The organism is Campylobacter sp. CNRCH_2016_0050h, from assembly GCF_025772605.1.
Taxonomy (GTDB): Bacteria; Campylobacterota; Campylobacteria; order Campylobacterales; family Campylobacteraceae; genus Campylobacter_D; species Campylobacter_D lari_D.
In genome coordinates this window covers 24,741-39,580 of the sequence record NZ_JAKMSK010000007.1, presented here as the reverse complement: position 1 = coordinate 39,580, position 14,840 = coordinate 24,741, and the positions used below count along the sequence as shown (strand labels likewise).

The following is a 14,840-nucleotide window of genomic DNA, read 5'->3' as shown; positions in this document are numbered from 1 at the left end:
TTTTTATAATATTAAAATATATTAAATTTTATAAAATCATTAGAACCATTTTCACTAATAACATTAATAACATATTTACCTTTTTTTAAATCTAAAGATAAACTTTCTTCTTTTCCTTCAAAAATCAATTCTTGATTTAAATACCAAAAAAGTTTTTCTTTTTTAGGGTTTATAAGTTTAATTAACAATTTTTGCTTACTTTTTAAATCTTTTGGCAAAATGATATTAAGATTATTTAGCGGATATATGATTTTTAAATTTTGATTAGAGCTTTGTAAATTTTGCTTTTCTTTTGCAAAAAATGCTTGTGCATTAGAAGGTAAATTTAATATAATCTTTTTCTTTGCATGGATGAAATTTTCATCTAAAGAATTAACTTCTTTATTTTTATACATAAAAACTTCTTTTAAAAATGGTGAAGTTCTTAAGACATTTGCACTTTGCGGGTAAAGCACTTCTTTAAAGTCAAATTTATAATCATATCTATATCCTGTTTGATTTTCAATTTTGATAGAAACTAAATCATTAGGCTTTTCAAATTCTAAATTAACTCTCTCAAGTAAGGCTAAAAGTTCAAAAAACAATTCCCCTGCTATGCTTACACCATATAAATTTGCATTTGCCTCGCCATTAAAATTTCCAACCCACACTCCTAAAGTGTATTTTGGAGAAGTTCCTATAGCCCAGCCATCTTTTCTACCATAACTTGTGCCTGTTTTCCAAGAAATAATAGTATTAAAATCATATTGTCTTAAACCTGCTCTATCTAAATCCTTTAAGGTTTGTAAGGTTAAAAAGCTTGCTCCATCGCTAATAAGCTTTTTATTTTCTTTAGTAAATGCATTTTCTTCATATAAAAGCTCTTTAAAATTTCCATAATTTCCAAGTCCTAGATAGATTTTTACCATATCTTCTAAACTAAATTCTTTTGTGCCCAAAATCAAAGAAAGTCCGTATTTTTTAAAATTTTCATCTTCAAAATCTAAAATATCTTTGAGCTTATAAAAAAACTTCTCATACCCATATTCTGCAAGTAAGCTTACAAAAGGAACATTAAGTGATTTTTGCAAAGATTCTTTTGCACTAATAAAACCATGGTATTTTTTATTTGCATTTTGTGGAGCAAAGTTAGAAAAAAATGTAGGCACATCAAGCATTAAAGATTCAGGCACTATAAGTCCCTCATCTATGGCAAAAGCAAAAAGCAAAGGTTTTAAGGTTGAACCCACACTACGCTTTGCTATCACCCCATCAACTTGACCAAAACTTGCAAAATCATAAAAATCATTAGAGCCTACATAAGCTAAAACTTTATTTGTTTTGGTATCTGCTAACAATATAGCTAGATTTTTTATGCCTTTTTGTTGTAGTTTATAAGAATATTCTTTAGCTTTTTCTTCAAATTTAATTTGAATTTTTTTATCTATACTAGAAACGATTTTTTCTTTATCCGCTAAAAGCCTACGCGCTAAATGTGGAGCCAAGTTTTTCCTTGTTTTAAAGCTAGGAAGTTTTTCAGCCTTTGCAAGAGTTAAAATATCTTTAGAAAAATATCCCTTTTCAAAAAGCCTATCAAGCAAAGCATTGCGTTTTTTTAAAAGTCTATCTTTGTTTTTTTCAAGATTAATTAAACCTGGATTATTAGGAAGCACAGCAAGCAAGGCTGCTTCACTCCAAGTAAGATCTTTTAAATCTTTTTCAAAATAAAATAAACCCGCACTTGCAACACCTACTAAATTTCCTCCATAAGGAGCATTATTTAAATAAAGTCTTAAAATTTCTTCCTTATCATAAACGCTTTCTAAAGCAAAAGCTTTGATGATTTCATTAAATTTATTAAAATATGTGCGTTTGTTTTGCTCTAGAAGTTTGATTGTTTGCATAGAAATTGTACTTGCACCACTTCTTTTGCTTGAAAAAAGATTATTTTTAAAAGCCCTTATAAGCGCTAAAAAATCTACTCCATAATGAGAATAAAAATTTTTGTCTTCATATAAAAGAACTGCGCTTTTTAATTTTTGCGGTATAAACCCACTCTCTAAATGCCATTGTTCGTTAGAATCTAAAAATACACTAAGAATTTCTTTATTTTTATCAAACAAAACCTTACTATAAGTGCATTTAAATAAATCCTTACTATCAAAGCTAAAATAAATTAAGCCTATGTAAAAACATAGACTTAAAAAGCATATTGCAAGGCTTATTTTGATTTTCACTGCACTACTTTGACTCTTTTACTCTCACTTAAAGCTCTATAAGCATTATCATACATTGCTTCAGCATAAGCTCCACTCAAAGTATAAACACCTGGAGTAACAGCACTTAATTTCACAAAAAATTCTCTTGACTCATCAGAGTATAAAGGAAAGAAATACATGATTTTATCATCTCTTATATCTACAAAATCATAATAAGAATTTTTCACAAAATCAGGAGTTTCATCATCTAAAAGATCATGTACTATCTCCCATCCACTTGGTAAAATTTGAGTTAAAGCTATATTAGAAGTGCCCGGATAATTTTTATTTGATATTTTTAATTTCATATAAAAAATTTGAGAGCTTTTTATAGCACTTTCATCTATTTCATTTCCATTTTCATCATAAAAACTTCTTTCTATATACATACGCTGCGCAAAAGGTTCGACAATGCCTTTTTTAATTCCCTCTACTCCAAAATGCACATAAGTATCTTCTTTAGCTTCTATCAAAGCGCTGCCTTGATTAAACTCAAATTTAGAAAAACTTGCATTGAGCTTTTTACTCTCACCATTAATTTTTACACTTGCATTGATAGTTTTAGGATTTTCATCACTAAAGCTATTTGCCAAAGCATATAAAGCATAGCCTGTGCTTTGAGTGCTAAGCCAAGCTTGGCTTTCTAAAGTTTTTTTAATATCATCTAATAATTCATCATTATTTTTACCATAAATTATTTTATACGCATTTGCAATAATAGCTTCATCTCTTAGAAAAGATCCATAAGTATGAGTATAATTAGCTTTTTCATCAGGCTTTGTGCTTAAATTTTTAGCTATATTTAAAGCTACCTCATCAAAACCTGCTAATTTATAAGCTGCACTAAGTTGCCAAAGACTTACATTGTTTAAGCTTTGCAAATAAGTACTATCTTCATAAATAGCATTCATTATGCTTAAATTTGGCTCTTTGGCTAAAGCTAAAAGATATAAAGAATTTATTCTAATTTCTTTATTTGTTTGAGCTTTTAAAACATAGTGTTTTTGATAATCAAGCCATGCTTTAAACATTCCCTCGCTCACATAATAGCCTCTTTCTTTGGCTAAAATCATAAACATACCCGCATAATTACTTCCCCATGCATCAGAATCTTTAAGTCCTTGCCAATAAGCAAAGCCACCATTGGCAGTTTGAAAATTTGCGTATTTACTTAACAATGCATTGATATTGTTAATATTTTTTTGTTCATTTGCCCCTTGATCAAGTTTTTGCAAAAAGAGTTGCGGTAAAACTGCTGAAGTACTTTGCTCTATACATCCATAAGGATAATTTTGCAAGTATTTTAATCTATGATTTATATTTAAAATAGGCTTAGAACTCACACTTAAAAACGCCACTGGGTTGATATAATCTTGTGTGATTTTAAACTCCATAGAAGTATTTGCAGGAATTTTAAAAGATTTTCCCTCATAAGTAATCGTATTTAGTGCTTTTATGTCAATTTGAGTATTTTGAGTATAGGTGTAATCTTTTGCATTTAAACTTAACTCTATTTCTTCCACCCCAAACTTGCTTGAATTTACTCTTGTGTTAATATAAATATCTTTTGTTTTTTCATTACCAAAATCAATTAAAATTTCATCTTTTTCAAAATTTATGAGTGAATTTTTTGTTTTTAGTTTAAGTTTTGCATTTTTTACATCATCATCTACTTTAAATACCTGCACCAAAAGCTTAAACTCATCATCAAGTCTTAAAACCCTTGGCAAAGTTTCAAGCATTACAGCAGGTGCGCTAACTTGGATATCTTTAGAAGCACTGCCAAAACCTGCTAAGTTGTTCGCCACTACCATAACTCTAACCGAACCTAGATACGAAGGCATATTAAATTTTAATTTTGCATAACCATTTTCATCACTTTGCACTGGCTCTTGAAACAACACAATAGGTTTAAATCGCCTTGCTTTTTCATCATTTTTACTTTTATTTGCTCTACTTTCTAAGAAAACATCACCACCTGTAGTTAATACCTTGGAAGCATTAGAAATATTTTTAGTAATGATTTTATCATAGGTATCATATATGCTCATATTAAAGCGAATTTTTTGATAAAAATATCCCCAAATATCTGGGCTTTTAAAAGCATTCACATCAAGCAAACCCTCATCTACAATAGCTATGGTATAAGTATAACTTTGCTTGTTTTTACTTTGAATTTCTACTTCAAAATCTTGTTTTGGCATGATTTTATCCGGTACTTTTAAATCAAGCTCGATTTTACTTTGTTCATCTACTACATTCAAAGGCACTACACCAAAAAGTCTTAAGGCTCTATCGTTAGTGTATTGATTATAATCTTGAAGCAAAATCACACTCACATACACATTTGGCTTATATTCTTTAAGAATAGGAATTTCAACCTTTGTAATATCTTCATGCGTATCTATCACAAAGCGTTTTAAAACCTTTACATTATCATTTAAAGTAACGATGGCTTTTGCACCCTTAACACTTTCAAATTCAATAAAAGCTGTTTCGTTTGGTTTGTATTCTTTTTTATCGCTTTTTATTTTTAAAGAACTCACTATATCAGCATTACTTGGCGCACCAAAACTACTAATATAAAAAAACTCTCCTGTGCTTGTTTTACTTTGTGTATCTTCAAGCTCTATAAACATTTCACCATGGTATTCTTTGGGATCAAATTCTATTTTAACCGGTTTATCCTTACTTAAAATAGTTCCTTGGGTAATGATTTGTGTGTTTTTATCTTTTTTGAGTGATTTTAAAAAATCATCATAATTATCATAATCCCACCACCAAGAATAATCATTTGCATAAATAGTATATTTAATCTCCCTATTTGCTATCAAATTCTCATCTAAATCACTCACAATAGCTTCAAAATTAATTGTAGAACCCGAGCTTAAATAGTGATTTTTTAAACGCTTAATACCCACAAAATACTCATGTAATATCACTTGTGAATTCACAAGCGCTTCAACCGATCTTGAACCTTTTTCAAAAACCCTAGCCCTTATGTTAGCTTCAAGATTATATGGAGTATTTTTAAAAAAATCTTTTAAAGCAAATTCTTGCTTTACAAAGCCACTTTCATCTAAAATACCTTTTAAATTATCTTGATATTTTTGCACTAAAACACTAGGATTTGAAAAAATATATTCTGGATATTTTGAATTTTTATATTCTTTTTTACTTACAAATAAATCAGCTTGATATTGTAAATTACTTGCTGGTGTTCCAAAAAGATATTTTGAGCTAATATTAAAATCTAATTTTTCATTTTCTTTTATACTTTTTGGAGCTTGTATAGATACTTTTATACGATTTGGCACTATATTTTGCACTAAAATTTCTTTATCAAAAATAGCATTTGCAAATTCTACTCTAGCTAAATACACTCCGCTTAAAGCTTGTTGATCAAGTGAAATCTTTTTATAAAAAGTTCCATTACTCAAAGGATCAAGTTTAATTTTATCTAAAAACTTTTTATTGCGTGGATCAAAAAAACTCAAAAATATAGGGTGATTAACAGCTCCTTTATCATTTCTTGCAACCATAGTTAAATGTATATCATCACCTGGTCTATAAACCCCTCTTTCTGTGTAAATAAACACTTTGTTTTGAGAATTTTGCTCTAAACCATCTACATCAAAACCATCATATAATAAAGGCGAACTTAAGCGTAAAATAGAAGCTTGCTTATCTTTTGAAGCAATGATAAATAAAGTTCTTGACTCATCAATATCATCAAAAACAGCCAAACCATTATCATCGCTTGTCTTAGAAGCTAAAATTTGATTGCTTTTGCTAATTATATCAACCCTAACCCCACCTAAAGCCTTTTGTGTGGTAAAATCTCTTACATCGACAAAAAGTTTTTTATTTAAATTTTGAGCAATTAAAGCTATATCTGAGAAAATCAAATTTTTACTAATCTTTGCTTTTTGATCAAAAAATCTTTGCTTTTTCCAACTCTCCATACTCTCATCAAAAACATAATCAATATCTTCTTCTTTAAAATAAAGTTTGACTATAAACACACCACTTAAATCTTTTAAACCATCTAAAACTATCTCATTTTCTTGCCATTGATTTTTAATATTTTTAATATCAAAGTCTTTTTTTAATACTACTTCACTAGTATAATCACTCTCTGAAAAAATATCGCTATCATAATCACTTAAATTTTTAGCACCTTGAAGATTTTTATATCTTAAATATTCACTTAAATTATTTGAAAATACCTGATGAACTTCTAAATGGATCTTTTTAATATTTAAACTTTTAAAAGCTATTTTTTTACTCGCTTTGCTAGATAAAAATACCCCTTGATTTGTAAAACTTATAGCAGGCTCATAGTCTTTTAAGCTCACTTGAGTTTTATAGCTTTCTTTTGTACTAATTCCATCAGCGCTTTTAATCCCTTGAGCAAGTTGAATTTCATAAGTTTTATTTGGAGTAAAATTTCCTGTGAGCTTGATTTTATTCCCAAATACCAATGCTTTAAAATCTACTTTGGGTGTAATAAAAATCAACTCTTTTAAATTTTGATCTTGCGAAATACTTTGAGAAAAAAGTAATTCTATGTTTTTATTGATTATATTTGCATTTTGAAATACAAATTCGTTCTTTGCAAGTAAAATATATTCTAAATCTATATTTTTCTCTAAACCTAAAATTTCTTTATCAAAAACTACTTTTATATTAGTGTTTGTATTTTTAATTTTTAATGGCTTAGAATACACACTTGCTATATCATCTTGGATGATAATTTTATCTATTTGAATTTCTTTTTCTTGTGCATTAATTTTTACAGCTTTTAACAACTCATCTTTATCAAAAGCATAAAAACTTTGAACATTTAAAATCAACACACTCTCATCATTTGATATATTTTGAAAATATCCTTTGACATCTAGTTTTTCAAAAGGAGTTTTTACTTTTAATTGTATTTTTTCATCAGCTACAATATCACTTAAGTCTATAAAAATATCATAATTTTGATTTGCTTTTAAAGAAGTGTATATGTTTAATCTTGTGGAAGTTTCAAGTTCATACTTTGCTTTTATTTTTTGATTATTAATAACAATTTCTCTTTCTTTTACAACACCTATGTTTTCTGTAATGATATTGGTATTAAATTCTATAAAAATACTATGCGTATTTTCATTAAAACCATAAGATCTTATAATAGAATTCTTATCTTCATTTTTAGAACATGCAAACAACAAGCTTGCAAGCAAAACAATAAAAAAATAATGTAAAAATCCTTTCATGGGTATCCTCTTTTTGGTAAATTTTTCAAATTATATCTAAATTCACTCTTGCTTCACTCAAAAAATTATATAATTCTTACATAAAAATAAAGGAGAAAAAAATGAAAAAGAAAATCGCTGCATTATTAACAACTTTAAGTCTTTCAAGTCTTGCTTATGCAGATGGAATTTATGGTGTGATAGTAGATGTAAATGATGGCGCAAAGACTATTTTAATCGATACTACCTATGGAGAAAAAATGAATATAAAAATTCTACCAAATACAGAAATTGATATGGATGATTGCGGTATTTTTGGTATGGATAAATATGGCACTTTTAGAGATTTAAAAGTAGGAACTTTTATAGAAGCTGAAGTTTTTCATGGCTATGCTCAAACAACACCAAACCCACAAACGCCAAATCAAATTCAAAATATAACCGCTAAAGAAATTAAAATAGAATGCAAAAAAAGAGCTTATTAAGCAAAATAACTCCTAAAAAGGAGTTATTTTAATGCGTTTTTTTCTTATATTAATTTGCATTAGCACTTTTGCATTTGCTTATAAAATTCAAGGTATTTTAAAAAACACTACTACACATACAATAAGTATTCAAACAAGTTTTGATAATAACTTAATTATTACCATTTTACCCCAAACACATATAGATATTTATAACTGCGGAATTTTTGGTAGCAATAAAAAACAAGCCAATGTGCAAGATCTAAAAAAAGGAAGTCTTGTTAAAGTTAAAGGCAGTAAAAATGGAAGCATTATCATTGCTGAAAAAATTATAGTAGAGTGTGATGATCAAAGAAGAGCTTATTAAGATAATAACTCTTCTTTATCGTCTTTATTGATTTTTTCTATATAAAGACTTTGTGAAGGAAATGCAAAACTTAGTTTATTTCTTTCGACAATCTTCATTAATTCAAGCAAAATACTTTGTCTTGCTTCTCTAAAACCTGCAGCATCAACTGCTTTAGTATAAAAATATACTTCTATGTCAATAGAACTTGCGCTAAAGCCACTCACAGCCACATAAGTATTATTTTTATATCCTTCTAAATCATTCACTGAAACTAAATTTTGTCTATATCTAGCGCGGGTTCCACCATGATTTAGCGCACTATCATCAACTTGAGCTATCAAAGGACTAGTAGCTAATAAATATCTTATATCTTCTACACATTGCTCAAGTTGTTCAGGTCTTGCATCATAAGTTACACCTATAAATAATTTTACATGGCGTCCTATTTTTCTTTTACTCCAATTTTTTATATTAGTTCCCATAATAGTTGAATTTGGTAAAAATACCAAAGAATTATCAAAAGTTCTAATAGTAGTTTTTCTAAGCCCAATTTCTACTATAGTTCCTTCTATACCTGAAATTTCAACCCAATCGCCTTGATTAAAGCTGTTATCAAAAAGCAAAAGCACAGAAGCAAAGAAATTTGCAATAATATCCTTAGCTGCCAATGCCACAGCCAAACCACCAATACCTAAAGATGCAATCAATGCTGAAATATTAAATCCTAAATGTGATAAAACAAATAAAACAGCTATTACTATAATAATAAAATATAAAATTTTAATAATTAAATTAACCACTTCGCGTTTGCCACTTTTTTCAGCAAGCTTTGCCACAATTACCATACCATAACTATCAAAAATATTTATCACAAGCCAAGCAGTTAAAATAACATAAACAATTGATAAAATATTACTAATTCTTATATCTACAGGTGCAGGATAGTAAAAAATAGTAAAACAAATTCCAATAGCATAAGCAAACAAAAACCAACCCACTGGTCCTTGGAGCTTTTCTAAAAAGTGAGTTTTTATTTCTACATTTTCTGAATTTTTTCCAAATAAATGTATCAATACAAAATACAAAATTTTTGCAAGATAAAATTTCAAAGAATAAAACAAAACAATGACAATAATAGAAATAACTATTTTTCCAACATTTACACTACTAATAGAGGTTTGTTTATTAATATAATTAATGGCATTTTGCAAGCCCAAGCCCGTAAATAAAAAATTAGTTTCAAGCAAATTTGCATTATTTCTTAGATATACCAAAATTTCATTATATGACTTGATGGTATTTCTTAAATTATTTTCACTAAGCTCCAAAGTTCTAAGTTGAGTAATATCATTAATTTTCTCTTTATCTAAAGCAAAATTAAAAACTATATCTTCTTTTAATGAGTCAATGCTTTCATCAATAATTTTTTTTATTTTTTGACTTTGAGCGCCTTCTATAAAAACTTTTTCCAATTCAAATATACAAAGATAAAAATGTTCTGCAGAGGTTAAATTTAAAAGTTTGATTTTATTATCCACATAATCATAATATCTTTTTTTAGCTTGGGCATTTTCAACACTTTTTTGTAAAGCATTCTTAGTTTTTAAAAAATCTTTTGCTTCTTTATCATCAATCTTTTGAGATACCATTTTTAAAGGTAAAGTAGTTAAAAGAGCTGTTTTTTGTTTTTCTATTTCTTTGATATTATCTTGAAATTCGGTGCTATTTGTATCACCGGTTTTAAAACTTTCCAAAAGTAAATTAAGCTCTATATAATCTTGTACCAAAGCAAAAATACTATTCTTATCCTCTAAAGCATTTTTTTCCTGTGCATTCAAAGTGCTGATAAATAAAAATAATAAAATAATATTAACAATCTTTTTCATACTTTTTTCACCCTCTCTTGTATTAAAACAAAATTTTCAAAATTAAAATCATACTCATAAATTTCACCCGTTTCTATGATGTAATACCAAGCATGAAGTTCTATTTCTTTTTTATTTAAAGCTTCTTCTATACCTGGATAGGTTAATAAATTTTGCAAAGAATTAACCAAGTTCATTTTTTCAGTCATCCAAGATCGCATGGCTAAATCACTGCCTGCAACTTTTAAAACCTTATTTTTAATAGGCTCGAGCAAGGTAAGCCATTTTCTCACATTCGGCATACTCTTTAGCTCATTTTCATTTGCATATAAAGCCGCACAGCCACCACAATTACTATGTCCACAAACTATGATATTTTTTATATGTAAAGAACTAAAAGCATACTCAATAGCTGAAGTAGTTGCCAAAAAATCATCTCCTACTCTATAAGGTGGAACTATATTGCCTATATTTCTTACAACAAAAAGCTCTCCTGGACCTGTATTAGTAATTAAATTTGGTATAACTCTTGAATCAGCACATCCTATAAAAAGCGTGTGGGGATTTTGTTTATTTTTTAAACTTTCAAAAAGTTCTGCATGCTCTTTAAAATCTTCTTGCATAAATTTTAAAGCACCCTCGATCAAGTCTTTCAAAAAAAGTCCTTTTTTGCATTTTAATAAAGAATTATACTAAATTATTTTTACTTAAAATAAATCTATAAATTTATTTTTTGTTATATTTTTATACAATTTTAATCTTTTATTTATCTTTTTTTTGTAAATTTTAATTTTTAAAAATTATTGGAGGATTTTAATGAGTCTTTATGATAGAGATTATTCTAACTCTAAAACTCAAGAATTTGAAGGTTATGCTAGAAGTGATTTGAGCATTTTTATAAAACAAACTTATCAGCTTTTTGCTGCTTCATTATTAGCTGCAACAGCAGGTGCTTACATAGGAATTTTTGCCTTAGCACATTTATTTGCACAATCTCAAGCAACTTTTTGGATTTTATTTATCGTAGAAATTGGCTTGTTATTTGCATTACAATGGAAAAAAAGAGAAGCTCCGCTTAATTTAGTTTTACTTTTTGCCTTTACTTTTGTTTCAGGACTTACTTTAACACCACTTTTATATTCTGTTTTAGCACTTCCTGCAGGAGCTAGCATTATCGCTCAAGCTTTTGCTTTAACAACAGTGGCTTTTGGTGCTTTAAGCGTTTTTGCTATGAATACAAAAAGAGATTTTACTATGATGGGAAAAATGCTTTTTATAGCTTTAATTGTTATCGTAGTAGCTTCTTTAATTAATATCTTTTTTCAAAGTTCACTTTTAAGCTTAGCAATTTCTGGTATTGGTGCAATTTTATTTTCTTTTTACATTCTTTATGATACTCAAAACATCATTAGAGGAAATTATGAAACACCAATCGAAGGTGCAGTTGCGCTTTATCTTGATTTTATCAATCTTTTCATCTCTCTTCTTAATATTTTAAGAAGCTTTAATAGCAGATAAAAATTTGCGAGAAAAATTCTCGCAAATTTTCTTTACCTCTTTCAAGTTTTTATCAAACTTTTTAAGTTAAAATACTCATTTTATTTTCAATAAGGAAAATTCATGACTACTCTTTTAATTATTTTGCAATTTGCAATTGTTGTGATTATTTGTATTGCTGTTTTATTACAAAAAAGCTCAAGCATAGGACTTGGAGCATATAGCGGAAGTAATGAAAGCTTGTTTGGAGCAAAGGGTCCTGCAGGGTTTTTAGCTAAATTTACTTTTGTGATGGGTGTTTTACTTATCGCTAATACAATTGCTCTAAGTTATATGTATAATAATGCTAATTCTAACTCACTTGCTGAAAAAGCAGAACAAATTTTACCAAAGGCACCTGAAACAAACACAACTAGCATTCCAGTTGCACCAAGTGCTCCAATTAGCGAAAGTAATACTAGCAAATAAAAAAAGGAAATACCATGCTAAATGAAATTTATACCAAGCAAAAACAACAATCAGACAAAAGCTTAGAGGCCTTAAAAAAAGATTTTACTACCATAAGAACTGGCAAAGTAAATATAAATATACTTGATCATATTCATGTAGATTATTATGGTAGTGCAACTCCATTAAATCAAGTAGCAACAGTTTTAGCAACTGATGCTTCAACTATTAGCATTACTCCTTGGGAAAAATCAATGCTAAAATCTATAGAAAGTGCTATAGCTGCGGCAAACATTGGAGTAAATCCAAATAATGATGGTGAAAGTGTTAAATTATTTTTTCCTCCTATGACAAGAGAACAAAGAGAAGAAAATGCTAAAAATGCTAAAGCTATGGGTGAAAAGGCTAAAGTTGCTATTAGAAATATTAGAAAAGATGCAAATGATGCAGTAAAAAAACTAGAAAAAGATAAAGCGATCTCAGAAGATGAAGCTAAAAAAGCTTATGATGAAATACAAAAACAAACCGATAATTATACAGCAAAAGTAGATGAGTTAGTTAAAAACAAAGAAGCGGAACTTTTAAAGGTTTAAAAATGAACTTAGAACAAATTTATAAAGATTGTGGAGCATACCTACAAGGACATTTTTTACTTAGCTCAGGGAAACACTCTGAGTTTTACCTTCAAAGTGCTAAAGTTTTAGAAAATCCAAAACTAGCAGGTGAGCTTTGTGATGAGCTTGCGAAAGTTATTGCCAGTTTTAATATTGAATTTGATAGTATTTGCTCGCCTGCCTTGGGTGGAATTTTAGCAGGTTATGAACTTGCTAGAGCTTGCAACAAACGCTTTATTTTTACTGAACGCGTAGAAGGAGTGATGAGTCTTAGACGCGGTTTTGAAGTAAAAAAAGGTGAAAAATTTATCGTTTGTGAAGATATTATTACAACAGGTGGCTCAGCACTTGAGAGTGCAAAAATCATCGAGAATTTAGGTGGAGAAGTAGTAGGTTTTGCAGCTTTAGCAAATCGTGGTTTTTGTGCTGTAAAAAATTTAAACAATCCAAGAAAAGAAAATGCAAAATTACCACAAAATTTACCACTTTTTGCACTAGGAAATTTTGAATTTGATATTTATGATGCAAATACTTGCCCACTTTGTGAAAAAGGCACTAAAGCTATCAAACCTGGTAGTCGTGGTAACTAATGAAAACTAAAGCAAAAATAGCCACTCGCTTTTTAAGATTTAAAGCCTTTTTGATTGATCTATTTTTGCTTTATGTGCCCATTTTGTATTTGTTTTATTTTACTCTTGGCTCTAAAGAAGCTTTTTTAAACAATCAACTTATAATTTTTTTGTGCCCATTGCTTTTTGGATTTTTACAAGCATTATTTTTAGTAAAAAAAGCTCAAAGTCCTGGACTTAAAGCTTATGATTTATACTTGATTGATATTAAAAATGGACACAAACTTAATTTTTTTAGAATAATCCTACGCTATGTAATTTTCATTATAAGCTTTGGCTTGTTGATTGGCTTTTTGGTAAGCTTTTTAAGAAAGGATACCTTAGCCTTGCATGATATTTTAAGCCAAAGCGCTATTGTAACAAAGGTGGAAAAATGAATAGAAAAAGAATTTATAATCCAAAATCAAATGAAACTTTAAATGATAGAAAAGTATTTAACGGCAACCCACATGGTATTTTAAATTTTACTAAAGCAAAATACACATGGGCTTTAAAACTTTGGGATTTAATGGAAGCAAATACTTGGTTTCCAAAAGAAGTAGATACAACAAAAGATGCACTAGATTATCGTTGCAATCTAACCGTAGCAGAAAAAAGAATGTATGATCTAGTTTGGTCTCAACTTATCTCAATGGATAGTTTTCAAACAAACAATCTTGCTGATAATATCAACCCTTATATCACAGCACCTGAAATCAATGCGGTTTTAGCAAGACAAGCTTATGAAGAAGCAAATCACTCAAAATCTTATGCAGTGATGGTTGAAGCAATCTGTGAAAATACAGACTTAATTTATGAAATGGAAAAACACGATGAGACTTTAAGAGAAAAAAATGATTTCATTTCAAGTATTTATGAAGAATTAGCTGGCGAAGTAGATGATAATAAACTTTTACTTGCAATGGTAGCAAATCAAATTCTAGAAGGAGTGTATTTTTATAGTGGTTTTACTGCTATTTATGCTTTAGCGCGTGCAGGAAAAATGCTAGGTTCAGCACAAATGATACGCTTTATACAAAGAGATGAAATTACTCATTTATTATTATTTCAAAATATGATTAATTCTGTGCGTAAAGAAAGACCTGATTTGTTTAATGATATCAATATAAAAAAAATTTATGATATGTTTAAAAAAGCAGGTGAACTTGAGATCAAATGGGGTAAATACATCACTCAAAATCAAATCATGGGTTTTACAGACGATATTATAGAAGAGTACATTCACTATCTTGTTGATCAAAGACTAATAGCTATTAATCTTGATAAAATTTATAATGCAAAACATCCTATTAAATGGGTGGATGATTTTTCTAAATTTAATGATCAAAAAAGCAATTTCTTTGAAAGCAAGGTTACAAACTATTCTAAAGGGAGTTTGAGTTTTGATGACTTTTAAGTCACAAAACTACCCATATTTTACATTTTTTTAAACTAAAATTCTCTTTTTATTTAATATTTTATTTTTATTTATTTCATTATTGTAAAATCCGCCATTTTA

At 28.5% G+C, this 14,840-nt stretch carries 12 protein-coding genes; 8 read left to right on the top strand and 4 right to left on the bottom strand.

The window, feature by feature from the left end:
- Positions 1-11 precede the first annotated feature (11 nt).
- Together pbpC and L8X28_RS04725 are read right to left on the bottom strand one after the other, a co-directional pair.
- The gene (gene pbpC, locus L8X28_RS04730; protein ID WP_263665676.1) at positions 12-2,216 is read right to left on the bottom strand and encodes a penicillin-binding protein 1C; all 2,205 of its coding nucleotides are present in this window, start codon (positions 2,214-2,216) and stop codon (positions 12-14) included.
- Complete coding sequence (locus L8X28_RS04725; RefSeq protein ID WP_263665675.1) at positions 2,213-7,498, bottom strand: Ig-like domain-containing alpha-2-macroglobulin family protein; 5,286 nt, start codon at positions 7,496-7,498, stop codon at positions 2,213-2,215. The genes pbpC and L8X28_RS04725 overlap by 4 nt, the downstream gene beginning before the upstream one ends.
- Before the next feature lie 101 nt (positions 7,499-7,599).
- On the opposite strand from L8X28_RS04725, the gene L8X28_RS04720 reads away from it, so the two are divergent.
- Positions 7,600-7,962, top strand: a complete 363-nt coding sequence (locus tag L8X28_RS04720; RefSeq protein ID WP_133319014.1) for a hypothetical protein — start codon at positions 7,600-7,602, stop codon at positions 7,960-7,962.
- 31 nt (positions 7,963-7,993) lie between these two features.
- Positions 7,994-8,308: a hypothetical protein gene (locus L8X28_RS04715; RefSeq protein WP_133319015.1), complete on the top strand. Its 315-nt coding sequence runs from the start codon at positions 7,994-7,996 to the stop codon at positions 8,306-8,308.
- Here the strand turns inward: L8X28_RS04715 and L8X28_RS04710 are convergent.
- Together L8X28_RS04710 and L8X28_RS04705 are read right to left on the bottom strand one after the other, a co-directional pair.
- On the bottom strand, positions 8,305-10,176 hold the full coding sequence (locus L8X28_RS04710) for a mechanosensitive ion channel family protein (RefSeq protein WP_133319016.1): 1,872 nt from the start codon (positions 10,174-10,176) through the stop codon (positions 8,305-8,307). The genes L8X28_RS04715 and L8X28_RS04710 overlap by 4 nt on opposite strands.
- Positions 10,173-10,811: a carbonic anhydrase gene (locus L8X28_RS04705; RefSeq protein ID WP_133319017.1), complete on the bottom strand. Its 639-nt coding sequence runs from the start codon at positions 10,809-10,811 to the stop codon at positions 10,173-10,175. The genes L8X28_RS04710 and L8X28_RS04705 overlap by 4 nt, the downstream gene beginning before the upstream one ends.
- 160 nt (positions 10,812-10,971) lie before the next feature.
- On the opposite strand from L8X28_RS04705, the gene L8X28_RS04700 reads away from it, so the two are divergent.
- The 6 genes from L8X28_RS04700 (at position 10,972) to L8X28_RS04675 (ending at position 14,738) form a co-directional block, all read left to right on the top strand.
- On the top strand, positions 10,972-11,673 hold the full coding sequence (locus tag L8X28_RS04700) for a Bax inhibitor-1/YccA family protein (RefSeq protein ID WP_039629164.1): 702 nt from the start codon (positions 10,972-10,974) through the stop codon (positions 11,671-11,673).
- Positions 11,674-11,775: 102 nt separating this feature from the next.
- A complete protein-coding gene (gene secG, locus L8X28_RS04695) occupies positions 11,776-12,120 on the top strand; it encodes a preprotein translocase subunit SecG (protein WP_133319019.1) in 345 nt (114 codons plus the stop codon).
- Positions 12,121-12,134: 14 nt separating this feature from the next.
- Positions 12,135-12,692 (top strand): ribosome recycling factor, encoded by a 558-nt coding sequence (gene frr / locus L8X28_RS04690; protein WP_263665674.1) that lies wholly within the window; start codon positions 12,135-12,137, stop codon positions 12,690-12,692.
- 2 nt (positions 12,693-12,694) lie between these two features.
- Positions 12,695-13,303 (top strand): orotate phosphoribosyltransferase, encoded by a 609-nt coding sequence (pyrE, locus tag L8X28_RS04685; RefSeq protein ID WP_133319020.1) that lies wholly within the window; start codon positions 12,695-12,697, stop codon positions 13,301-13,303.
- Positions 13,303-13,719, top strand: a complete 417-nt coding sequence (locus L8X28_RS04680) for an RDD family protein (protein ID WP_133319021.1) — start codon at positions 13,303-13,305, stop codon at positions 13,717-13,719. Before pyrE ends, L8X28_RS04680 begins: the two co-directional genes overlap by 1 nt.
- On the top strand, positions 13,716-14,738 hold the full coding sequence (locus L8X28_RS04675; RefSeq protein WP_263665673.1) for a ribonucleotide-diphosphate reductase subunit beta: 1,023 nt from the start codon (positions 13,716-13,718) through the stop codon (positions 14,736-14,738). Before L8X28_RS04680 ends, L8X28_RS04675 begins: the two co-directional genes overlap by 4 nt.
- Positions 14,739-14,840 lie beyond the last annotated feature (102 nt).

Bases quoted from the DNA above. Each gene is read 5' to 3' on its own strand.
- L8X28_RS04725 (WP_263665675.1), bottom strand. From the start codon at position 7,498: ATGAAAGGATTTTTACATTATTTTTTTATTGTTTTGCTTGCAAGCTTG.
- L8X28_RS04720 (WP_133319014.1), top strand. From the start codon at position 7,600: ATGAAAAAGAAAATCGCTGCATTATTAACAACTTTAAGTCTTTCAAGT.
- L8X28_RS04715 (WP_133319015.1), top strand. From the start codon at position 7,994: ATGCGTTTTTTTCTTATATTAATTTGCATTAGCACTTTTGCATTTGCT.
- L8X28_RS04710 (WP_133319016.1), bottom strand. From the start codon at position 10,176: ATGAAAAAGATTGTTAATATTATTTTATTATTTTTATTTATCAGCACT.
- L8X28_RS04700 (WP_039629164.1), top strand. From the start codon at position 10,972: ATGAGTCTTTATGATAGAGATTATTCTAACTCTAAAACTCAAGAATTT.
- secG (WP_133319019.1), top strand. From the start codon at position 11,776: ATGACTACTCTTTTAATTATTTTGCAATTTGCAATTGTTGTGATTATT.
- frr (WP_263665674.1), top strand. From the start codon at position 12,135: ATGCTAAATGAAATTTATACCAAGCAAAAACAACAATCAGACAAAAGC.
- pyrE (WP_133319020.1), top strand. From the start codon at position 12,695: ATGAACTTAGAACAAATTTATAAAGATTGTGGAGCATACCTACAAGGA.
- L8X28_RS04680 (WP_133319021.1), top strand. From the start codon at position 13,303: ATGAAAACTAAAGCAAAAATAGCCACTCGCTTTTTAAGATTTAAAGCC.
- L8X28_RS04675 (WP_263665673.1), top strand. From the start codon at position 13,716: ATGAATAGAAAAAGAATTTATAATCCAAAATCAAATGAAACTTTAAAT.